A 22,864-nucleotide genomic window follows, 5' to 3' on the forward strand; every position below is an offset into this window, starting at 1 on the left:
CTTTCAAAGGGGTGTCAGGGGGTACTCGGGCGGGATGAGCCGCCCGAGTAGGGGTCAGTTTACTGGTGCGGCGCGTACCAGGAGGCTAGGCCTTCCTGCAACTCGGCGCCCAGTTCTTCGGGCGATTTGGCGCCCTTGATGGCGGCGACCGATGCGCCCCAGGTCTCATTCTCGAGGTTCGGCGTGCCGCGCGACAGGATTTGGTAGGTCGAGCGGATGGTCGATTCACACTCATCACGCCAGCCGACGATTTCCTTGGCTAGCGGGTCTTGCAGCTCGACCGGGGTGCTGGACAGCGGGAAAAAGCCGGGCAGGGCGTTGCCGAAGATTTCCGCGAACTCGGGGCTTGCGACCCAGGCCAGGAACGTCTCAGCCGCTTCGGGGTTCTCGGTGGCGGCGTTCATGCCGATGCCGATATCGGTGTGATCCGAGATATAGCAAGTGTCGCCCGCGTTGCGGACCGGCGGCTTGAATGCGCCCATCTGGAAATCGGCCTGCGTGTTAAAACCCGAAATCTCCCACGAACCGGCGGGATAAATCGCGGCGCGGCCTAGCGTGAAAATGTTCTGGCTGTCGGGATAGGTCTGTGCCTCATACCCGTCGCCCATATACTCGCCCCAACGGGCCAGTGTTGCGTAAGGTGCGGTCCAGGCCTCATCCGTCAGCTTCTGCTCACCTTTGATAAGCGCTTGACGGCCTTCTTCACCTTTCCAGTAGTTCGGGCCGATGTTGTTGTAACCCATTGTGGCGGCTTCCCACTGGTCATTGGTGCCCATCGCGATCGGGATATAGGTGCCGTCTTCCTTGATCTTGTCCAGCGCGGCAAAGAACTCATCCTCGGTGGTGGGCACTTCGATGCCTAGCTCGTTGAAGGCGTCCTTGTTGTAGATGAAGCCGTGGATCACCGAGGCCATCGGAACGCAGAAGCTGACCGCGCCGTCATCGGTCTGCCACGCGGATTTGGCGACGTCCGAGAAATTGCTCATGGCTTCAACGCCCGAAAGGTCCGTCAGGTGTCCTGCCTCATACAACGCCAGCGAAGCATCGAAGGGGCGACAAGTGATCAGATCACCGGCCGAGCCCGCATCCAGTTTCGAGTTCAGAACAGCGTTGTATTCGGCGGGCGCCGATGGGGTGAACTGGACCTTGATGCCGGGGTTGGCGGCCTCGAATGCGGGGATGATCTGGTCTTGCCACAGGGTCAGGTCATCGTTGCGCCAGCTTTCGATGGTGATCGTCACGTCTTCGGCCAAGGCCGATGTTGCCACCAAGGTTGTGCCCAACAGGGCCAGTTTCAGGCTTTTGTGTTTCATTTCAGTCTCCAAGTTGGTTAGCGGTTGTTATCTGTTGTAAGAACGGTGCTGAGGTTTCCGCCCGAGTTGCCCAGTTGGGTCATGGCCTCGGGCAATGACAGGCCGAGCGCCGCGATCAGGATCGCTGGTTTGACCTCACCCTTGGCTGTGTCCAGCGCGGATTGCGCGACAGCGGTGTCTACATTTGCAATACGCGCTACGATCCCTGCGGCGCGGGCGCGCAACTTGTCATTGTCGGCGCGCAGGTTGACCATCATGCCGTCATGCACATGCCCCAACTCTAGCGCCATAAGGGATGACAGCATGTTAAGGGCTATCTTCTGCGCCGTACCAGCCCCCATGCGGGTCGAGCCCGAGATCAACTCCGGCGGCGTGGCCAGCAGGATCGGGATGTCCGCATTCAGCAGCAGGGGGCTGCCTGCATTGTTGGCGATGCCGATCACCTTGGCACCTTTGGACTGTGCGATGGTGCTGGCGATTAGGGTGTAGGGTGTCGATCCACTGGCCGACACAGCGATGACAGTGTCATGCGGGCGCAAGTCTTGCAACGCGTCGGCAAGGCCCGCATCCGCGTCTTCTGCTGCGCCGGGCATTTCAACCCCGGTGGGCAGGCCGCCTGCCATGTGAATGCGCAGCCGCGCGGGTGAGATCGAAAACGTGCCGCCCAGCTCTTGGGCATCTGCGGCGGCCATCAATCCTGACGAGCCCGCCGCCACATAGTGCAGCACCCCGTCCGTACGCAAAGTCTCTGCCATTGCCAGTGCAGCCTGCGCGATGCTGTCGACGGCCCCCTCAACCGCCTGCGCCGCAGCGATTTGACCGGCGGCCAAGGCGCGGGCGGAGCCTGCCAGATCGCTCGGGTCAAGTCGTGCGGCATCAGTGTGCAGTTGTTCAGTCGACGGCAGCGTCAAGAGAATCCCCCTTACAGTTCCTTTACAATACCTATCTAATACCACCTGTCCATAACTTTCTTATTGCGACCGAGATGAACGATTTTTTCGCATAAATCTCTCTAAAATTGCTAATCATAGCAGGTTTGATCTTTTCTGATGGCAAAAGGTATTATAATGGTATTGTCATGAGTGAGTCTGAAAACCACGCAGTTTTGGCCGTTGATGGCGGTGGAACCCGATGCCGGGTTGCCTGCGATGTGGATGGTGAAGTCCATGCGGTCGAAACAGGTGCGGCCAATGTCTCAACCGATTTTGAGGGTGGTGCCGACCAGATCAGGACGGGCGTCGCGCGTTTGGCCGAACGTCTCGGACGGCCCGCCGCCGACCTGTTCGATTGGCCCGCTTTCGTAGGCTTGGCCGGAGTGACTGGGGACGCGGTAGCTGGGCGCTTGCAGGCTGTTCTGAACTTGACGAATGCCCGGGTGGAAGATGATCGGCCGGCCGCCGTCCGAGGGGCCTTGGGAGCAACAGACGGCCTTGTCGCGCATTGCGGCACGGGCTCATTCCTTGCGCTCCAGACCCGTGGTCGCATGCGGTTTGCTGGGGGATGGGGTTCAATCCTTGGGGATGAGGCCTCGGCCCAATGGGTCGGACGTCGCGCCTTGGCCGAAGCGTTGAACGTTGCAGATGGTGTTCAGGAAAGCTCGGGCCTGACCCGGGCCCTGTCTGATCGGTTGGGTGGTACCGCAGGCATTGTTGCATTTGCAGGCCAAGCGTCGCCGGGAGAGTTTGGCACGTTGGCGCCGCAGGTTACGTCGGCGGCGGTCGATGGAGATATCGTTGCCCGGAAAGTTCTGCAAACAGGTGCGGATTACCTTACGGATATGGCCGCCCGTTTGGGTTGGAAACCCGGTCTGACGCTATGTCTGACCGGGGGAATTGCACCGCACTACGCCGACTACCTGCCCGGCGAAATGCAAGAGGCAATCCGTCCGCCGCAGGGGGAACCGCTGGCAGGTGCGTTGGCTTTGGCAAAGGAGGTGGCAGATGAGCATCGCTGAATTCCTGCGCGCCGATGCATGGCTAAGCCCTGAAAACGGCCCTCGATACGTACAGCTGCGCCGCCGGTTGCAAGAGGGGATCGACACCGGTGTGCTGGCCCCCAATGCGTCGCTGCCGTCAGAACGGGAATTGGTGGAAATCACCGACCTGTCCCGCGTCACCGTACGCAAAGCAATCCAGGAGCTGGTGCAAGAAGGCGTGATCGAACAGCGTCAGGGGTCGGGTTCGTTCATCCGCGAGCGCGTGCCTCGGGTCGAGCAATCGCTGACCCATCTGACATCATTCACCGAAGATATGTCGAGCCGGGGGATGCAGACCACCTCTAAATGGTTGGAACGTGGCGTGTTCGCCGCAACACCACACGAGGTGGCCGCGCTGAACCTGTTGGACGGCGCGCAAATCGCCCGTATCTATCGTCTGCGCGAGGCGGATGGCCGCCCGCTGGCGCTGGAAAAAGCGGCCTTGCCCTTGGACATCCTGCCAAACCCGATCGAGGTGACGACCTCGCTCTACGAGGTGCTGGATGGGTTGGGTCATCGTCCGGTGCGGGCGGTTCAGAAGATCTCGGCGCTTAATCTGGCAGCGCGCGAGGCCGAGTTGCTGGACGTGCCTGAAGGGGCGGCGGGGCTGAATATCGAACGTCTCTCGTTTCTCAAAAACGGTCGGGTCGCAGAGTTGACCCGCTCGCTCTATCGCGGTGACGCCTATGATTTCGTCGCCGAGCTACGGCTATAACCGGAAGGATCAAAGGCCGATGTCCGAACATACATCCAAGATGCGTCAGGAAATTCTGGAAATTCCCGATGCGGTCGACCGGCTGCTGGGCAGTGGCGCGGCCAATATTCAAAACGCCGCAGGGCTGGTCCGCGACGCCGATCCGCGGTTTATGATCACCGTGGCGCGCGGGTCGTCGGACCATGCGTGCAGCTATCTGAAATATGCCAGTGAGTTGCTCCTTGGTCTGCCTGTGGCCTCGGTCGGGCCGTCGGTCAGTTCAATCTACGGGGCCGATCTGATGGCGCGGGGGGCGGTCTGTGTGTCCGTGTCGCAGTCCGGCCAAAGCCCTGACATCGTCGGGTTGACGCGGTCCTTGCGGTCTTCGGGCGCGGTGGCACTGGCGATCACAAACAATTCAACCTCGCGTCTGGCGGAAACTGCTGATGCGGTGCTGCCGCTGCACGCCGGTCCTGAACTGAGCGTTGCGGCGACCAAGACCTTCGTAACCTCGCTTGTCGCGGGTCTGTGGATGCTGGCCGAGGTCAAAGGGGATGCCGACTTGCTGGCGGCTATCCGGGCTCTGCCCGCCCAATTGGACCGCGCAGCCCGTTGCGACTGGTCCGCAGCGGCGTCGGCGATCACGGGTCGGTCTCTGTTTACGCTGGGCCGGGGGCCGTCCTTTGCGGTGTCGGGCGAGGCGGCATTAAAGATCAAGGAGACCTGCCAGATTCACGCTGAAAGCTATTCGGCTGCCGAAGTGCTGCACGGCCCCGTCTCGATCGTTGAAGAGGGGTTCCCTGCAATCATTTTCGCTGCTCAGGATGCGGCGGAGGAGACAACCGCACAGGCTGCTGATGCTTTGGCTGAAAAAGGCGCGGTGGTGTTTGCGACGACGGATCGGGTCACGCGAGCGCAGTCTTTGCCGGCCGAGCGCACGGATCACTGGATCACCGATCCGATCACGGCGGTCACCGCCTTCTACAGCATGGTCGAATCGGTTGCCAGTATGCGAGGAATCGACCCTGACGCGCCGCGCCACCTCAAGAAAGTGACCGAGACGGTATGACAACGGACAGGGTGATCTTTCGAAACGGGGCAATCTTTGATGGCAAGCGGTTGCTGTATGATCATGCGTTGATCTGTGACGGCGATGCCACCGGGAGGATTGTGTCCGATGCGAATATAGCGACCGGTGACTATGTCGATCTGAACGGAGACATCGTCAGCCCCGGTTATGTAGACTTGCAGGTGAATGGTGGCGATGGGGTCATGCTGAATGACGTCCCCTCGGTCGAAACGATCCGGCGCATCGCGCAGGCTCATCGCCGGTTGGGGGTCGCCGCGCTGCTGCCGACTTTGATCACGGATACGGCCTATAAGACCCGTGCCGCGATTGATGCTGCCATTCACGCCGTCAATGAGGGCGTGCCGGGCGTCGCCGGGTTACATCTGGAAGGGCCCCACCTGTCGGTTGCGCGCAAAGGGGCGCATGATGGCGATCTGATCTGTCCGATGTCTGATGCAGACCTCGCTGCCTTGATAGAGGCGGCGGGTCATCTGCCTTGTCTCAAAGTGACTGTGGCGCCCGAATCGGTCTCAGAGCAGCAGGTTCGCGCGCTAAGCGATGCGGGTGTACTGGTATCGTTGGGGCACACTGATGCGGATTTCGCCACCTGCCAGCGCTATGCCGCCGCTGGTGCGCGATGTGTGACCCATCTGTTCAACGCCATGAGCCAGTTGGGCAACCGCGAACCCGGATTGGTCGGCGCGGCGCTGTCGAATGGTGGGTTTTCGGCCGGGCTGATTGCTGATGGCATCCATGTCCACCCGCAGGTCATGCGGGCGGCGTGGGCGGCTAAAACTGGACCGGGGCAAATCTATCTGGTCAGCGACGCGATGGCGGTTGCAGGAACGGATCAATCCGAGTTTCGTCTGGAAGGGCGCAGGATCACCCGCACTGACGGGCGGCTGACGCTGGAAGACGGGACGCTGGCTGGCGCGGATCTGGATTTGACGACTGCCATCCGGGTGCTGGTCACGCAAGTGGGCGTGCCTTTGCCTGCGGCGCTGGCCGCTGCCACCACCTATCCTGCACAGTTGATCGGGCGAATGCCGGGCGCTGCCATCACCCGCGACAGCATGATCCGCATCAGCGGAACGCTCGACAAGTGCGCGTGGCTGTAGGCAGTCGCGCCCTTTTTCTGCCGCACCGGGCGGGAGATTGTTTTCCAGGAATGATTTTGAAATCCGGCACCGAACGGCGCTTGACGCCATCTGACGCATCGCTTAAACCGACCTCCGCTGAGCGGGCGTCGTATACTGGCTATTACCTCAGCCTTCCAAGCTGATGAAGCGGGTTCGATTCCCGCCGCCCGCTCCAAATCAGCCCTTACATTCTGCGTCAAAAGGCCCGTTTGAGGCTGCATTTCTGCCGTGCAGCTTGACCCCACCTGCACTGACCGCCAAGAAGCGCATTAGTAAGTTTGAACACGACGTAGGGCCCAGTCATGGCAAGAAACGCCTCAGCCAGTCCATCCGCAAAAGCTGCGCCCGGCGCTAGCGAAGAGCGCGCGCGATCCCGGAAAATAGGCGTTCTGGCCTCACTTTGGCCCTTCATGAAGCCGTACCGCCTGTTGATGATCGGGGCGACGCTGGCATTGATCCTCACGGCCAGTATGACGCTGACCCTGCCACTGGCCGTGCGCCGAGTGGTCGACAATTTCCGCATCGAAGATGGCGAGCTGCTGGATTGGTATTTTCTGGCCGCGCTGGGCATTGCTGGAATTTTGGCCATCGGTACAGGCATCCGCTATTCGCTGGTGACGCGGCTGGGTGAACGCGTGGTGGCCGATATTCGCAAGGCCGTCTTCGATCGCGTCATCGGGATGAGCCCCGAATTCTACGAACGGATTATGACCGGAGAAGTTCTAAGCCGGATCACCACAGACACCACGTTGATCCAGTCGGTGCTGGGTTCATCCGTGTCGATTGCACTGCGCAACATGTTGATGTTTGTCGGCGGATTGGTGCTGATGTTGCTGACCTCGGCCAAGCTGACAGCGATGGTCCTTCTGCTGATCCCGCTGGTCGTAGTACCGATTCTGGTTCTGGGTCGCCGTCTGCGGGTCATCAGCCGCGAAAATCAGGACTGGATCGCCGCCTCATCCGGCAATGCAGGCGAGGCACTGAGTGCGGTTCAGACCGTTCAGGCGTTTACCCACGAACAGGCAAGCCGCGCTCAGTTCGGTGAGATGACAGAAACTTCGTACGAAGTTTCTCTGCGCCGAATCCAGACTCGTGCGGTGCTGACGGTGATCGTGATTTTTCTGGTCTTCTCCGGCATCGTGGGCGTTTTGTGGATGGGGGCGAATGACGTCCGTAACGGCGTGATGACCGAAGGCGTTTTGATCCAGTTCGTGATCTATTCGATCATCATGGCAGGCTCGGTCGCTGCCCTGTCTGAGATCTGGAGCGAACTTCAGCGCGCCGCGGGGGCGACCGAACGCCTGGTTGAATTGCTGAATTCACAAGACACGGTGAACGACCCAACGGCGGCCAAAGCGCTGCCTGCACCCGTGCGTGGCGAAATCAGGTTTGAAAACGTAACCTTCCGTTATCCTGCGCGCCCCGATGTTGTTGCGCTGGACCAGATGTCGTTGACCGTAAGTCCTGGCGAAACAGTTGCCTTTGTTGGTCCTTCTGGTGCAGGCAAAACGACTGTCATTCAGATGATCCAGCGGTTTTATGACCCAGACGCTGGTGGCGTTAGTCTGGACGGTGTCGACCTGCGCAACCTGAACCGGGCTGAATTCCGCCGCCACATGGCGCTGGTGCCGCAGGACCCGACGATCTTTGCCGCATCGGCCCGCGAGAACATTCGCTTTGGTCGTCTGGACGCAACAGATGCCGAGGTCGAGGCCGCCGCCCGCGCCGCTGCCGCGCATGATTTCATCTCGGTGTTGCCAGAAGGCTATGACAGTTTTGTCGGCGAGCGCGGGGTGATGCTGTCGGGCGGTCAGAAACAGCGCATCGCCATCGCGCGCGCCATCCTGCGCGATGCACCGGTTCTGCTGCTGGACGAGGCGACCTCGGCGCTGGATGCAGAAAGTGAGCGCGCGGTGCAGGGGGCCGTGGATCAGATGCGCGCCGGACGAACCACTCTGATCGTGGCGCACCGTCTGGCCACCGTCAAAAAGGCCGACCGTATCGTGGTGATGGAGGCAGGCCAAATTGTGGCACAGGGCACCCATGACGACCTGGTAGCACAAGATGGGCTATATGCACGTCTGGCGCGACTTCAGTTCACAGACGGGGTCGCGGCTGAATAGGCTGACGCGAGGGAAAGGCCTAACCGCCGCAGCGTCATTTTGTTTTTCTGACTCTGAGCCGCTAAGCCCTTGCTTGAACCAGCGCGGTTTTGCACCCATCCTACTGTGGAATAATTCGCGCGAAGCGTGCGGCACAATAGGGAGGAGACGCATGGCCTTTGAGGGGATCGACGACAAGGTAAAACTTGAACAAGAAATGCCGTGGGAGGATCGGGATATCCCGGTCACGTTCCACCAGATGCTGTCTCGTACAGCGGCCCGGTATCCGAATAGCAGCGCGGTTAGTTTCCAACTGTTTTCCGGCCCTACGGACAAGGCCGAGACGCTGACATGGTCGGGTTTGCTGGGCAAGGTCAATCAGGCCGCCAACCTGTTTCGGTCGCTGGGCGTCGGGGAAAAGGATGTGGTCGCTTATATCCTGCCCAATTGCAACGAAACGCTGATCACCATGATGGGTGGCGCAGTTGCGGGGATCGTCAACCCGATCAATCCGCTGCTGGAGCCTGAACAGATTGCAGCCATTCTACGGGAAACCGGCGCCAAGGTGGTTGTGACGCTCAAGTCCTTCCCTAAGACCGATGTGGCGCAAAAAGTGGAAGAGGCCGTGCGCCATGCGCCCAAGGTCAACACCATCCTTGAGATTGACCTGAACCGCTACCTGACGCCGCCCAAGTCATGGATCGTTCCTTTCCTGCGCCCCAAAATGGGCGACAAGGAACATCTGGCTCACGCGGATTACAAAAGCTTCAACGCCGAACTGGCCAAGCAACCAACCACGCTGACATTCGAAGACAGCAAGGAAGACCGCGTTGCCTGCTATTTCCATACCGGCGGCACAACGGGCATGCCCAAAGTGGCGCAGCACAAGTACTCGGGCCTGATCTATAACGGTTGGCTGGGCGATACGCTGCTGTTCTCGGAAGAGGACGTGGTCATGTGCCCGCTGCCGATGTTCCATGTATTTGCAGTGCATGTGATCATGATGGCAGCCGTATCTTCGGGCGCGCATGTGATCTTCCCAACGCCGCAGGGCTATCGTGGTGATGGTGTCTTTGACAATTTCTGGAAGCTGATCGAACGCTGGAAAGTGACGTTCATCATCACCGTGCCTACCGCGATTGCCGCCAAGATGCAGCGCCTCGTGGATGCCGATATCTCAACCGTCAAAACCGCGTTCTCGGGCTCAGCCCCCTTGCCCGTGGAGCTGTTCCGTAGATTTGAAGAGGCCACAGGTGTCACCATTGTCGAAGGGTACGGCCTGACCGAAGCGACATGCCTTGTGTCTTGCAACCCGGTGGATGGTGAGAAAAAGATCGGCTCGATCGGGATTCCGTTCCCCTATACGGACGTCAAAATATTGACCGACGGACCGGATGGACCAGTGGAATCTGCGGCCAACGAAATCGGTGAAATTTGCGTTTCCAATCCCGGCGTTTATGCGGGCAATACCTATACCGAATCGGAAAAGAACGTCGACCTCTACCACTTTGACTCATATCTGCGCACGGGCGATCTGGGGCGGTTCGATGAGGATGGCTATCTGTGGATCACCGGACGTGCCAAGGATCTGATCATCCGGGGTGGACACAACATCGATCCCGCTGAAATTGAAGAGGCCCTTCTGGGCCACGACGCGGTCGCCTTCGCTGGGGCCATCGGTCAGCCCGATGCCTACGCAGGCGAGGTGCCTTGCGCCTTTGTCGAGCTGGTTGACGGTGCCTCGGTCACCGAGCAGGAGTTGATGGAATACTGCGACGTTCACGTCCACGAACGTGCCGCGCAGCCCAAGCATATGACCATTCTCGATGAATTGCCGAAAACCGCGGTGGGCAAAGTGTTCAAGCCAGAACTGCGGAAACAGGCGATCACCCGTATCTACAATGGCGCGCTGGAAAAGGCGGGCGTGGATGCGCGGGTCGTCTCGGTGCTCGATGATAAAAAGCGTGGGCTTGTTGCACAGCTTGACGCGAACGGCTCCTCAGAGGACGATGTCAGCAAAGTGCTGGGCGCATTCACCCGGCCATGGGAATGGGCTGCCTGATCGCGGAGGGGACATGGATTATGAACGCCTGATTGATGAAGAAACTTGGGCGTTCATAAGCAGGACCGCCGAAAGCTATCCCGATGATGCGGTCGATCTTTCGATCCAGGATCAGCGCGGGGTCTATGACGCGATGTGTCGTGACTTTCGGCAGCCGCGCCCGATGGGGGTCGAGGCTGAGGACAAGCACGCCGACGGCGTGCTTGTTCGCGTCTATACTGCCGGTGATCCGACGCGGACGGTGGTTTATCTGCATGGCGGTGGTTTTGTTGTCGGTGGGCTGGACAGCCATGACGACGTTTGCGCCGAGATTTGTGCGCAGACGGGATATCGGGTGGTGGCGGTAGACTATCGCCTTTGCCCTGAACATGTGCACCCCGCGCAGTTTCAGGACGCATGGACGGCAGTGAACTGGGCCGCGAAGGAATATGGTAACGCGCTGGTATTGGCGGGGGACAGTGCAGGAGGCAATCTGGCTGCTGCCGTCACCCATCATGCACGGCGTCGGCTGGATACGATTTTGGGGCAGGTTCTGATCTATCCCGGTTTGGGTGGTGATCGGACCAAGGGATCGTATCTGGAACATGCCCACGCGCCGCTTTTGACGCTGGATGATATCGTTTTCTACGAAAAGGTGCGGTGCAGCGGAGAACCTCCTCAGAGCGATCCGACTTACGCGCCGTTGCAGGACAGCGATTTCTCGAACCTGCCTCCGACCGTGGTTGTGACTGCTGATTGCGACCCGCTGCGCGATGACGGGCCCGACTATTGCGCCCAGATCACGCAGGCCGGAGGGGTTGCCCATTGCATCAACGAACCAGGCCTTGTGCATGGCTATCTGCGGGCGCGCACCTCGGTTAAACGCGCCGCAGACAGTTTTGAGCGGATATCCGTCGCTATTGAGGCATTGGGCCAACAGATCTGGCCCTACGGCTGATTACTTCAAGAACGGCTTGGCTTTCATTGTCTCGGCGATTGGTGCGCCCATCCGGTTCAGGATCGTGGGTGCCAGTTGCAACTGGTCGATCACCGTATCAGCCTCGGGGCCTTTGGCATCGCCGAAATAATACAGTGCTGTTTCCTGTTGCAGTGGTCCGCGCCCGCCGTGATGACCTCGTTCATCCTGCCCGTGGTCGGCGGTGACGATCACTTCATAGCCCAACTGCCGCCAGCGGGGGATGAATGGAGCCAGCATCTCGTCTGCGACGAAACAGGCGTGGTCCATTTCCTCGCAATCATGGAAGAACCGGTGCCCCATGCTGTCCAGGGTACAGGCGTGTAGAATGCCGTAATCCAGTCCGAAGCGCAGGCACAGGTTGGTCAGGGTGGCATAGAGATCGACATCGGACGGCGTCATCTGGTTCGCCTTGCCGTAGCCGGTCATTGTGTGGAACCGACCGTGATTGATTGTGGTGCTGTCCGGCTCGTCATATTCCACGTCCCGCACATAGTCGAAGGGATGGCGGTTGAAGAACTGCGACCAATAGCTGTGGGTGACAGCTCCGGTGACGCCTCCGGCCTCGCGAACCTGGCTGAACACGTCTTTGTGGCTCAAGCGGAAGACATTGCCGTTACCGGTGCAGCCATGTTCCTGTGGTGTCACCCCGGTGTGGATCGAGGCATAGCAACTGGCCGAGGTCGATGGCAGCACCGAGCGCAGCTTCCATACGCGCGCCTCGCCGCTGTCGACCCAGCCTTCAAGGTTGCCGAACAGACGGCGGAAATTGCGCCAGGGAACACCGTCGAGGATGATGAGAAGAAGTTTGCGGTCCATGGTTCGGCCTTTTCATGGGATCTTTCGGCGACCCTACGAGATTCGCAGAGCAGGGGCAGCTTGTTCACGCCCCAAATAGCAAAATCCCGACACCTGTTTATGACAAGCGCCGGGATTTTTTGATTGTTTTGCGCGGGATCAGTTCCCGGCGCTTTCCATCTTGCGGTGGGCGACCACCTCTTCCAGCCAGCCCAGATGCATTTCGGGCACCGAGCTGAGCAGAAGGTCGGTGTAGTCGTCGAACGGTGGGCTCAGCACTTGTGATTTCGGGCCGTAGCGAACCACGCGACCCTGATACATCACCGCGATACTGTCGCTGATCGCACGGACTGTCGCCAGATCGTGGGTAATGAACAGATAGGCCACGTCCTCGATCTTTTGCAGGTCCAGAAGCAGTTTCAGGATGCCGTCCGCCACCAGCGGGTCCAGTGCCGAGGTGACCTCGTCGCAGATGATCATCTTGGGCTTGGCCGCCAGTGACCGCGCGATGCAGACACGCTGTTTCTGCCCACCAGACAGTTCTGCCGGATAGCGGTCGATGAACTTCTCGCCCAGCTCGATTTCATCCAGCAATTCCACGATCCGCTTGCGTTTTTCCGCACCGCGCATATTGAAGTAGAACTCCAGCGGCCGGCCGATGATGGTGCCCACGGTTTGACGCGGGTTCATCGCAACGTCGGCCATCTGGTAGATCATCTGCAACTCGCGCAGGTCCTCGCGGGTACGTCCCTTGAGGTCGGGCGACAACTTACGCCCGTTGAACGTGATCTCACCTTCACGAGGAGGCAGCAAGCCAGTAATCACCCGCGCCAACGTGGACTTGCCCGAGCCGGATTCGCCCACAACTGCCAGTGTCTGCCCAGGATGGAGGTCAACATTGACGTTGTGCAGCACGTCGAAATTCAGCCCCTTGTAGCGCGCAGTGATGCCGGCAATGCTCAGCACCGGTTCCGCTGTGGGCTGTTTCTCGTCATGCTCGATGGACCGGACCGAGACAAGCGCCTTGGTATAGTCTTCCTGCGGGTTGTTGATGATCTGGTCGGTATTGCCGTATTCGACCGTGTTGCCCATGCGCAAAACCATGATGTCATCGCTCACCTGCGCAACGACGGCAAGGTCATGGGTGATATAGAGCGCGGCAACGCCGGTATCCGCGATGGCTTCCTTGATAGCCATCAGAACGTCGATCTGCGTGGTCACATCCAACGCCGTGGTGGGTTCGTCGAACACCACCAGATCAGGCTCGGGGCACAGGGCCAGTGCCGTCATGCAACGCTGCAACTGCCCGCCCGACACCTGGTGCGGGTAGCGGTTACCAATATTGTCCGGGTCCGGCAGACCCAGCTTGGCGAACAGCTCACGCGCGCGGGCTTCGGCTTCTTTCCGGCTGAACTTTTTCTGCTCAACTGCGGCCTCAACCACCTGATCCATGATCTTCTTGGCTGGGTTGAAGGACGCCGCGGCGGATTGGGACACATATGTGACCTCACCCCCGCGCAACTTGCGGATATCGCCGTGCGACGACTTGAGGATATCACGCCCGTTGACCCAGACCTCGCCCCCGGTGATCTTTACACCGCCCCGGCCATAGGCCATCGAGGCCAGACCGATGGTAGACTTGCCGGCCCCGGATTCACCGATCAACCCCAGCACCTTGCCGCGTTCGAGGTCAAAATCGACTCCGTGCACGATTTCGATGTCATGGGGCTTTTCGCCTGGCGGATAGACTGTCGCGCCAATCTTGAGGCCACGGACTTTGAGAAGCGGTTCACTCATCCCCGGCCTCCTTTCAGCGATGTGGTTCGGTTCAGGACCCAGTCAGCGACAAGGTTGACCGAGATAGCCAGCGTCGCGATGGCCACAGCAGGGTAAAGCGCCGCGCCGATACCATAGACGATGCCGTCCTTGTTTTCTTTCACGATCCCGCCCCAATCGGCCAGCGGCGGCTGAACGCCCAGGCCCAGGAACGACAGGGTCGAGATGAACAGAACCATGAAGATGAACCGCAGCCCGAATTCCGCCACCAGCGGTGACAGGGCGTTGGGCAGAATCTCGCGGAAGATGACCCAAGAGCGTCCTTCTCCGCGCAGCTTGGCGGCCTCGACATAGTCCATGACGTTGATGTCCACGGCCACCGACCGCGACAGGCGATAGGGGCGTGTGGCGTCCAGCAGGCCCATCACAAGGATCAGGATCGGCACAGTTACCGGTACGATCGCCAGAATGACCAGCGCCAGGATCAGTGTCGGGATCGACATGACCAGATCTACCGTCCGGCTGAGAACCTGATCCGCCCAGCCACCCAGAACCGCGGCCAGCAGGCCCAGGGAGGTGCCGGTGAGAAAGCTGAGGATCGTTGCGGCCGCGGCGATAAAGATCGTCGTGCGCCCACCATAGATCATGCGGGTCAGCAGGTCGCGACCGATGTTGTCGGTACCCAGCAGATGCGCGGAGCTTGAAGGCTCCCACACATCGCCGACGACCTCGGCCATGCCATAGGGGGCGATCAGCGGGGCGGCGAAGGCGACGAAGAAATACAGGCCCGTAAAAAACAGACCGATCATCGCCGAAATAGGGATATTCTTCATCATTTCGGGTGCCTCAGTCTTGGGTTGGCAAGGATCGAGACGATGTCAGCCACCATATTCAGCCCGATATAGACGGCGGCAAAGACAACGCCGCAGGCCAGAACAACAGGCACGTCACGTTTTGTCACCGAGTCGACCAGATACTGGCCCATGCCGGGATAAACGAACACCACCTCAACTACGACGACGCCCACGACCAGATAGGCCAGGTTCAGCATCACGACGTTGACGATGGGTGAAATTGCATTGGGAAACGCATGCCTCGCAATGACCTGAAAGTTCGACAGGCCCTTCAACTCGGCCGTTTCGATATAGGCCGATTGCATCAGGTTTAGGATCGCGGCGCGGGTCATGCGCATCATCTGCGCCAGAACCACCAGTGTCAGCACGAAGGCCGGCAGGGCGATGGCGTTCAGTTTTTGACCGAATGACATCGACTCGTTAATCATCGCCAGCGATGAGAACCATCCCAGTTTCACCGAGACAAAGTAGATCACCACGTAGCCGATCAGGAATTCCGGTATCGAAACCGTGGTCAGGGTGATCGCAGAAATCAGTTTATCCGGCCAGCGATTGCGGAACCGGACGGCCAGAAGACCCAAAAAGATCGCAAGCGGAACCGACACGACTGCGGCGGCACAGGCCAAAAACAGGGTATTGCCCAAACGTTTGCCGATGCTTTCAGCGATATCCAGCTTGTTGGTCAGTGATTGTCCCAGATCGCCCTGTAAAATACCCCCCAGCCACTCGAAATAGCGGGTCAGGGCAGGGCGGTTGAGGCCCATTTCCTCGCGCAGGTTTGCCAGAGATTCAGGGGTTGCGGACTGCCCCAGGACGGCTTGCGCGGCGTCTCCGGGAAGGGCTTCGGTCAGGCCAAAAATCAGGGCCGAAGCGCCGAGCAGCAAGAGTATTCCCAGCGCAATGCGCTGGGAAACCAATTTGACAATAGGATGCATGATCCGTGGTCCCTATCAGGCGAACCACATCTTGCGGGACATGTTGCCATTCATCATCTCTTGGGTGGGATCGCTTTCCCAGCCGGCCAGCTGATTGCTGACACCTTCGATGAAGTCATTGAACATCGGGCAGATCAGGCCGCCTTCGTCGCGGATCATTTGACCCATCTGGCTGTAGATGTTCTTACGCTTGTCGTTGTCCAGTTCGGCACGTGCCTGGAATAGCATCTCATCAAAGGCCGGAACCTTGAAGCGCGTGTCGTTCCAGTCTGCAGTTGACAGATACGCGGTCGAGTACATCTGATCCTGTACCGGGCGGCCGCCCCAGTAGGACGCGCAGAAGGGCTGCACATTCCAGACCTCGGACCAGTAGCCATCATTGGGTTCACGCTTGATTTCCAGCGGGATACCAGCTTGCGCAGCAGTTTGCTGGAACAGCGCAGCAGCATCCACAGCCCCCGGGAAGGCACCGTCAGCCACACGAAGGATGATGGGCGAACCATCGTGGCCGGATTTCTTGTAGTGTTCAGCTGCCTTTTCAAGGCTGAACTCCCTCTGAGGGATAGAGCCATCGAACAACGGATAAGCTGCGTTGATGGGCATGTCGTTGCCAATGGTGCCATAGCCGCGAAGAACCTTGTCGACCAGCTCCTGACGGTTGATCGCATGCTTAAGTGCCAGACGCAGTTCGTTCTGGTCGAATGGTGCGGTGTCGCAATGCATGATGAACACGTAGTGTCCGCGACCGGCAGTCGAATGCACGGTCAGGTTGGGCGCGCGGCCCAACAGATCTGCAACCTTCGGTTCGACACGGTTGATCGCGTGGACCTGACCTGATTGCAGCGCAGCAGTACGGGCAGTTGCGTCGTTGATTACGATCACCTCGACGCTGTCGAAATTACCGAAATCCGGGTTCCAGTGGTTTTCAAACTTCGTGTAGAGGTGACGTACGCCCGGCTCGTCGACTTCGACTTTGTAGGGCCCGGTACCGATGCCTGCGCCAGGGTTGTCCATGCCTCCGTCCGGCTGAATGATCAGGTGATAATCAGCCATCAGATACGGCAGGTCGGCGTTGCCCTCACTCAGGGTGACCTGGAAATTGTCGCCATCGGCCTTCATCGATTCGATGCCCTTCATGATGCCAAGGGCACCAGATTTCGAATCTTCATTGGAGTGACGTTGCATGGTTTTCAGCACGTCATCGCTGGTCATGGTCTTGCCATTGTGGAACTCAACACCTTGACGCAGCTTGAAGGTCCAGACCTTGGCGTCTGCGCTACCTTCGACGCTTTCGGCCAGGCGAGGTTCGATCGAGCCATCTGGTGCAACTTCGACCAGTTGGTCGCCAAATTGCTTGCCGTTTTGGAACGGAACCGAGCTGGCATAGGTGGCCGGGTCTAGCGAGTTAGTGGATTCGCCGCCTTGCAGGCCAAACTTCAGATCGCCGCCCTTTTTCGGGCCCGCCGCGCGCGCCGCGTCGGCAAAAATGGTGCTGGCCATCGCTGCCGAAACACCCAGAGCCGCCGCTTTCCCCATGAATTCGCGGCGGGTCAGTTTGCCCGAAGTGACCTGTTTGGTCATGTGAGTGAGTTGTTCGTTCATTATGGTCTCCCGGTTGATTGGATTTTACCCTTGAGGGCTTTTTATTGACGCATGAGTCAAAATAGGCGGAATTCGTCCTGACGGGCAAGGGTTAATCTTGGCCCCGGCAGGTGCCGCGTCACATGTGATTGCGCGGAATTTCATCCTCCAGCTCTTTCGAAAAGATCAGGTCTTGCCCTTCATAGGCCTTTAGCTCGGCACGGAGGTAGAAGTTTTCCGCGTCTGACCACATCGTACAGGATGTCTCTGTCCGCAGGAGGATGTCATCACGCTGCATTTCTTGCGTCCAAAGGCAATGGCCGCGTGCTGACAGTGGGTCGTCGGGATGGATCGACCACCGTTCCGTGGCCGTGCTGCCATGGGTCAGGCCGTGATGGTTGTCGGTGATCAGGCCGAAATCATCTTCGATGATCAGATGGGTTTCGCCGGTGTTCATGTCCACCTCGACCCGTCGCGCATTTTTGTCGGGACGTAAAGTGGTGACATCGCGCGGAGTTTCGGATTCGGGCGGTTGAAACACCCATTCATCAACGGTCGAGGGGCGGATGGGGATGTCAATCGTACCTTGAGTCAAATGCAACTCGGCGGCTTCGGGCGTGGGCCAAATCAAGGGCCAATAGGCGCTGGAGATCGCAACCCGCAACCGGTGCCCCTTGGGCACGCGGTACGCAATGTGATCCAAATCCAGCTTGACCTCATAGGTTTCACCGGGGGTCAACGGCGACGGCGTTGCGTGGCTATCTCGATGGGACAGGTTCAGCACCCCATAGGTGATGCGCGTCGAGGCACCGTCGGGGTGGATATGGTTCAGTCGCACCGCCAACTGGGCGTGTGGCCGGTCTGCGCTTATCCGTAGCCGCAGGCGGGGGGCACCCACGACATCCATATCGTCGGCCAGCGGGGCACTGTCGAAACAGGCGGACAGCGCGTCGTCCGCGCGTTGATCGCCGGGCATGTCAGGGCCCAGCCAGATCGCGCAGTATTCGCCGCTTTCCATCCCGCAAGTTTGTGGAGACCGGATGCGTGCGTCCAATGTGCCTGCGGTGCCAAGCCCGTTATCCGCCAAGTCCAGCGTCTGAATTGGCAGATGCGTGGTTGCGCCTTTGTCTTCGGTAATCCAGCGGCCGGGGCGCTCGGTGTACCAACGTTGCGGTCGCACCCCATCCATCAGATAGGTGCGATAGTCGGGGTCCTGATCCACGCCGGTATCCGCACCTTTCAGCCAGTGGTCCCACCACCGAAGTGCCTCTTGCAGGAACCCGATCCGGGGTTCGGGCACCGCGAAATGAGGGTATTTATGCACCCAGGGGCCGACGATGCCTTTGACCGGGGCGGCAAGCTGTTCGACCAGCAGAGGTACCGTATTTTTGTAGGCATCCCCCCAGCCACCGACGGCTAAGGTTGCCGCACGGATGTCGCTGAAATCTTCGCAAACCGATCCGTGCTGCCAATAGCTATCCCGCGTCTGATGGCGCAGCCAAACCGAGGGCAAGAAGGGTTCATTCTCAAGCCGTTCAAGCCATAGCTCGCGCCAGTTCGAGCGCAGCGCTGGGTCGGGCGCGCGCGAGGAATAGGACCACATGGTGGCTCCCCAGCCCAAGTTTTCATTCAGCAGGCAACCGCCCTTATAGTGAATGTCATCCGCATATCGATCGGCAGTCGAGCAGAGGGTAATTATCGCCTTCAGCGCCTCGGGCTGCATGGCGGCCACTTGCAACGAATTGAAACCGCCCCAGCTGATCCCCATCATTCCCACATGGCCGGTGCACCAAGGTTGTTCGGCCAGCCATTGGATGGTCGAAACCGCGTCGTCCAGCTCTTGCTGGGTGTATTCGTCCTCTATCAGCCCTTCACTGTCGCCATTGCCGCGCATGTCCACGCGGATGCAGGCATAGCCGCGCTTGGCAAACCACGGATGGGTCAGCGCATCGCGCGTCGCGGTGCTGTCGCGTTTGCGGTAGGGAAGGAATTCCAGAATGGCCGGGACCGGTGCATCATGGGCATCCACCGGACACCAGACCCGCGCCGAGAGGCGGCAGCCATCAGGCATTTGAATGCCAACATCGGGAAGGTCTTCGATCTCGCGCAACGTGTTTGAAGGGCTGGTCATGGTCTGAGTGTCAGGGCCTTGGGTTTTGGGTGTGTCATGAAAATCGTCAATTCAATCGCGGATTGCGACAAGCAGGTCCATAACATTCGTCCCGGTCGGACCTGTCACCAACAGCGCCCTGGCCTTTTCCAGAAAGCTGCCGCTGTCGGCATCGCGCAGCGCCTGTTCCGCGTCATCGCCCCATGTGGTTCCGTCGACGATGCCCCCAGCGGCCTGTGTCGGGCCATCGGTGCCATCGGTACCGCCAACGATTACCGTCAGCCCCTTGGCCCCCGCGATCTCCTTGGCCAAAGCCAACGCAAGCGCCTGATTGCGCCCACCGCGCCCGGGGGTTTCGGGCAGGACGACGGTCGGTTCGCCCCCTAACACCATCACGCCTGTCGGCATATCGCGCAGGCGAGGGCCAAGAGCTGTCGCAACCGCCTGATAGTCGTCATGCAGCGCTTCTTCATTGGCGATGACACGCGCGCCCTCGGCCTCGGCCTGCCTGGCCGCCGCCGCGCGGGCATGGGCGTTGGAGGCCACGATCTGCGCCGTTGCTTCAAAATCGCGGGTCACGGGCAAGACGCCGATCCCCGAGCCGATCACATTCAGATCGTCGCCGGGCACGTCCGAGATCGCCAATACAGTCGCCTTGCGACCCGCGAAATGGGACAACAACCCGCCGCCCTTGATCCGCGAAAGCTTGCGGCGCTGGGCGTTCATCGCGGTGATGTCTAGCCCCTGCGACAGCAGTTGTTTGTTGAGCTGAGCCAGATCGTCCAGCGTTTTGCCCGGCACCAGATCCTCAGCCAATGAGGACGCACCGCCCGAGACCAGCAGCAGCAGATGCGCATCAGTCGACAGACCCTCGACCGATTCGCGTAGCGCACGCCCGCCTTCCAGACTGCGCGCGTCGGGCACTGGGTGCGAGGCTTCGATGACCTGCACGTGGTCGGGCAAGTCGCCTGCATGGTCATCCTTGGTTACGACCAGCGTCGGGACTGTGCCAAAATGCTCCAGCGCAGCAAGCGCCATCGACGCCGCAGGTTTTCCCACGGCTAGTATCTGATCAGGCTTTTCGATATCGCCCAGAACCGCCTTCGTCGCGGCATAGCCACCCACGGCCTCCACTCCGGCGTTCCAGATCCGCAGGGCTTTTTCTGTTCGCTCCATCAGCTTTCCATCCAAATCGTGACCGGCCCGTCATTGACCAGCTCAACAGCCATATCCGCGCCGAACTGACCGGTTTCAACGGGGATGCCGTGATCGCTCAGTTGTTGCGCGAAGGTTTCATACAGGTGCTTTCCAAGCTCGGGCGGGGCAGCCTCGGAAAAGCCGGGCCGGTTCCCGCGCGACGTATCAGCGGCCAGCGTGAACTGGCTGATCACAAGGGCCGAGCCACCGATATCCAACAACGACCCGTTCATTTTACCCGCGTCATCCTTGAATATCCGCAGTTTCGAGATTTTGGCGGCAAGCTGGCCGGCCCGCGCCTCGTCATCGCCCTGCATGGCGCAAACCAGTATCATCATCCCTTGACCGCACTGCCCGATGACAGTGCCATCGACTGAAACGCTGGCATGGCTGACCCGTTGTAGAACTGCGCGCAAAATTTTTCTCCGTAGGTATTAGTATCGCGATTACCCGACCCAGTTCACAAATGCCTCGGGGGCGGCGCGGGTGGTTCGGAAGCAATTTGCGGGGTGATCGGTGTCGGCATAGCCAAACGAGATCGCACACAGGATCAAGCGGTCGTCGGCAATATCGAAATAACGGTGCAGGAACGGGCTATAGCTGGCCAGTGCCGCCTGTGGAATGGTCGCCACCCCCAAGGCCTGCGCCGCAAGGGTGAATGCGGTAACGAACCCGCCACAATCCAGCGCGCCGTAAGATCCAAGCTCGAGCGGGCTTGAAATGATCGCGCAATGCGGCGCACCAAACAGCGCGAAATTCTGCATCATCTGTTCGGCAGATGCGGCGCGGTCGCCGCGCTGTACCCCGACTGCCTCGTACAGCGCCCAGCCACATTCGCGTCGGCGGTCCCGATAGACGCCGGAATAAGAGGTCGGGAACGGCAGGTCGGGTTCGTGTGAGGCAGTTTGAACCTCGTCTTGCAACGCCTTGCGGAAGGCGTCGGTTTCAGCCCCGCTGGTGACAGTGACCTGCCAGGGTTGCGCATTGCACCAACTGGGCACGCGGGCTGCGCTGGTCAGGATCTGTTCGATCTGCTCTTTCGGAACGGGATCGGAGCGAAACGCACGGCAGGAATGGCGCTGGTCCAGCAATCTGTTCAGATCGGATAGCGTCACACTGACCTCCCCTTCGGTGCTGACGACGCGCAAGATGACGCCTGCGCCTGGGATGTTCAAGCGATTAAAACACCGACCCGGTTGTTTGCTATTGCTGGCCCGTTGCCACCAAGTAACCGACCCCGGCCGCAACCAGCAGGCCCAGTGTAACAGCAATCGTGACCTTGATCGCAGACCAGGGGCGTTCGCCTTGAACGCGCCCAGTGCGGCCGTTCACGACAAACCGATAGGTCTTGCCCCGGAACTTATACGCGGCCATCCAGACCGGCAGCAGGATATGTTTGAAGGTGACATCGTGCACATCGGTGTCGACCGCATGGATGCGCTGACGGTCGCCGCCGATATCAAACCGCACGTCGCGTTCGATCACGCGGGCCATATGCGCGCGGGCCTGCCCATAGCCTTCACGCAGCTCGACCGTGTAGGCCTCTGCCCGAAATCCAGCCAGATACTCAGGCTGGTAAGGTTCAAGCGCGGGCAGATCCCATGGTTCCAAGGCGTCGGTATATGATTTGGGCAAGGATTGAGACGCCAAAACCAGCAAATCGTCAAAGAACCGCGCGACACGGCCGGATTTCGGCGACCACCGCACCTTGGCCACCCGCTGCTGCACGCGCTTGCCGTCGCGCATGACCGTTCGGGTTTCATAGTAAACCGTGCCCCGCTCACCCCGATAAGAGGATTTGGTGTCCGCGTCAAAGGTCCAGTAGGGTACATAAATTCCCTGCATCTTACGCCCCTTGCGGGCATAGTCTTTCAACCCGTTGGGCGCAAACCACAGCCGGCCCAACCATTCGGTCATGGCAGCGTGGGCGGCGCGTTCCTCCAGTGCAAAGGGCAGAACGCCGCGCGGCTTGATATGTCGGTTCACGCCGGTATCCGTCACCACCGGCGTCGCACAGAACGGGCATTCCGCCGCGTGGGTGTCTGGATCAAACTCGACCTGAGCGGCGCAGTTCGGGCAGGACAGAACGCGGGTTTCCTCGATCTCGCTGTCAGGCAAGCGGTCGGCGATGGCGGCGTCGAAATCCAGTTCTTTCAGACTGGCCCCGCCCCACGGTCCTGCGCCGATGGCCTCGGAATGGCCGCAATGGTCGCAGGTCAGGGATCCGTCGGTCGGGTTGAAACGGTAATCCGCGCCGCATTGGTCACAGGGGAAACGGTGTTCTTCTGTCATTTAACAGCCCTA

19 protein-coding genes and 1 tRNA gene are annotated in these 22,864 nt (G+C 59.8%); 8 read left to right on the forward strand and 12 right to left on the reverse strand.

The genetic code is table 11. The features are described 5' to 3' along the window. Nucleotides 1-59: 59 nt before the first annotated feature. Together GOV79_RS00730 and GOV79_RS00735 are read right to left on the reverse strand one after the other, a co-directional pair. Nucleotides 60-1,313, reverse strand: a complete 1,254-nt coding sequence (locus GOV79_RS00730) for an ABC transporter substrate-binding protein (RefSeq protein ID WP_170788217.1) — start codon at nucleotides 1,311-1,313, stop codon at nucleotides 60-62. 17 nt (nucleotides 1,314-1,330) lie between these two features. Continuing rightward, a complete protein-coding gene (locus tag GOV79_RS00735; RefSeq protein WP_170788218.1) occupies nucleotides 1,331-2,224 on the reverse strand; it encodes an N-acetylmuramic acid 6-phosphate etherase in 894 nt (297 codons plus the stop codon). 167 nt (nucleotides 2,225-2,391) lie between these two features. Here GOV79_RS00735 and GOV79_RS00740 point away from each other — a divergent pair, with 167 nt between their 5' ends. The 8 genes from GOV79_RS00740 (at nucleotide 2,392) to GOV79_RS00775 (ending at nucleotide 11,291) form a co-directional block, all read left to right on the forward strand. Then, nucleotides 2,392-3,267 (forward strand): glucosamine kinase nucleotide-binding domain-containing protein, encoded by an 876-nt coding sequence (locus GOV79_RS00740; protein ID WP_170788219.1) that lies wholly within the window; start codon nucleotides 2,392-2,394, stop codon nucleotides 3,265-3,267. Next, a complete protein-coding gene (locus tag GOV79_RS00745) occupies nucleotides 3,254-4,003 on the forward strand; it encodes a GntR family transcriptional regulator (protein ID WP_170788220.1) in 750 nt (249 codons plus the stop codon). The genes GOV79_RS00740 and GOV79_RS00745 overlap by 14 nt, the downstream gene beginning before the upstream one ends. A gap of 19 nt (nucleotides 4,004-4,022) precedes the next feature. Further along, nucleotides 4,023-5,051 carry an SIS domain-containing protein gene (locus GOV79_RS00750; protein WP_170788221.1) on the forward strand — a complete coding sequence of 343 codons (1,029 nt, stop codon included), beginning with the start codon at nucleotides 4,023-4,025 and terminating at the stop codon, nucleotides 5,049-5,051. Next, nucleotides 5,048-6,169: an N-acetylglucosamine-6-phosphate deacetylase gene (nagA, locus tag GOV79_RS00755; protein ID WP_170788222.1), complete on the forward strand. Its 1,122-nt coding sequence runs from the start codon at nucleotides 5,048-5,050 to the stop codon at nucleotides 6,167-6,169. The genes GOV79_RS00750 and nagA overlap by 4 nt, the downstream gene beginning before the upstream one ends. Nucleotides 6,170-6,290: 121 nt before the next feature. Next, nucleotides 6,291-6,365 (forward strand) — tRNA-Gly (locus GOV79_RS00760). Nucleotides 6,366-6,492: 127 nt separating this feature from the next. After that, nucleotides 6,493-8,313, forward strand: a complete 1,821-nt coding sequence (locus GOV79_RS00765; RefSeq protein ID WP_170788223.1) for an ABC transporter transmembrane domain-containing protein — start codon at nucleotides 6,493-6,495, stop codon at nucleotides 8,311-8,313. Between the two features lie 151 nt (nucleotides 8,314-8,464). Then, entirely contained in the window at nucleotides 8,465-10,354 is a 1,890-nt protein-coding gene (locus GOV79_RS00770) for an acyl-CoA synthetase (RefSeq protein ID WP_170788224.1), read from the forward strand. A 13-nt stretch (nucleotides 10,355-10,367) separates the two neighbouring features. Further along, nucleotides 10,368-11,291 (forward strand): alpha/beta hydrolase, encoded by a 924-nt coding sequence (locus GOV79_RS00775; protein ID WP_170788225.1) that lies wholly within the window; start codon nucleotides 10,368-10,370, stop codon nucleotides 11,289-11,291. Here GOV79_RS00775 and GOV79_RS00780 read toward each other — a convergent pair whose 3' ends face one another. The 10 genes from GOV79_RS00780 to GOV79_RS00825 form a co-directional block, all read right to left on the reverse strand. Beyond that, entirely contained in the window at nucleotides 11,292-12,128 is an 837-nt protein-coding gene (locus GOV79_RS00780; RefSeq protein ID WP_170788226.1) for an alkaline phosphatase family protein, read from the reverse strand. It lies immediately after the preceding gene. 138 nt (nucleotides 12,129-12,266) lie between these two features. Beyond that, nucleotides 12,267-13,904, reverse strand: coding sequence for an ABC transporter ATP-binding protein (locus GOV79_RS00785; RefSeq protein ID WP_170788227.1), 1,638 nt, complete (start codon nucleotides 13,902-13,904; stop codon nucleotides 12,267-12,269). Continuing rightward, entirely contained in the window at nucleotides 13,901-14,716 is an 816-nt protein-coding gene (locus GOV79_RS00790) for an ABC transporter permease (RefSeq protein WP_170788615.1), read from the reverse strand. The genes GOV79_RS00785 and GOV79_RS00790 overlap by 4 nt, the downstream gene beginning before the upstream one ends. Continuing rightward, nucleotides 14,716-15,672: an ABC transporter permease gene (locus GOV79_RS00795; RefSeq protein WP_170769099.1), complete on the reverse strand. Its 957-nt coding sequence runs from the start codon at nucleotides 15,670-15,672 to the stop codon at nucleotides 14,716-14,718. The genes GOV79_RS00790 and GOV79_RS00795 overlap by 1 nt, the downstream gene beginning before the upstream one ends. Nucleotides 15,673-15,687: 15 nt before the next feature. Next, nucleotides 15,688-17,274, reverse strand: a complete 1,587-nt coding sequence (locus GOV79_RS00800) for an ABC transporter substrate-binding protein (RefSeq protein WP_170788228.1) — start codon at nucleotides 17,272-17,274, stop codon at nucleotides 15,688-15,690. Nucleotides 17,275-17,392: 118 nt separating this feature from the next. Further along, the gene (locus GOV79_RS00805) at nucleotides 17,393-19,384 is read right to left on the reverse strand and encodes a CocE/NonD family hydrolase (protein WP_170788229.1); all 1,992 of its coding nucleotides are present in this window, start codon (nucleotides 19,382-19,384) and stop codon (nucleotides 17,393-17,395) included. A 51-nt stretch (nucleotides 19,385-19,435) separates the two neighbouring features. Beyond that, entirely contained in the window at nucleotides 19,436-20,539 is a 1,104-nt protein-coding gene (locus GOV79_RS00810; RefSeq protein WP_170788230.1) for a glycerate kinase type-2 family protein, read from the reverse strand. Next, nucleotides 20,539-20,976 carry a D-aminoacyl-tRNA deacylase gene (gene dtd / locus GOV79_RS00815; RefSeq protein ID WP_170788231.1) on the reverse strand — a complete coding sequence of 146 codons (438 nt, stop codon included), beginning with the start codon at nucleotides 20,974-20,976 and terminating at the stop codon, nucleotides 20,539-20,541. The genes GOV79_RS00810 and dtd overlap by 1 nt, the downstream gene beginning before the upstream one ends. 30 nt (nucleotides 20,977-21,006) lie before the next feature. Further along, entirely contained in the window at nucleotides 21,007-21,675 is a 669-nt protein-coding gene (locus tag GOV79_RS00820) for a nitroreductase (protein WP_170788232.1), read from the reverse strand. An 88-nt stretch (nucleotides 21,676-21,763) separates the two neighbouring features. Beyond that, nucleotides 21,764-22,852 carry a TFIIB-type zinc finger domain-containing protein gene (locus GOV79_RS00825; RefSeq protein ID WP_170788233.1) on the reverse strand — a complete coding sequence of 363 codons (1,089 nt, stop codon included), beginning with the start codon at nucleotides 22,850-22,852 and terminating at the stop codon, nucleotides 21,764-21,766. Between the last annotated feature and the right edge of the window lie 12 nt (nucleotides 22,853-22,864).

It is taken from the genome of Ruegeria lacuscaerulensis (assembly GCF_013034745.1).
GTDB classification, from domain to species: domain Bacteria; phylum Pseudomonadota; class Alphaproteobacteria; order Rhodobacterales; family Rhodobacteraceae; genus Ruegeria; species Ruegeria lacuscaerulensis_B.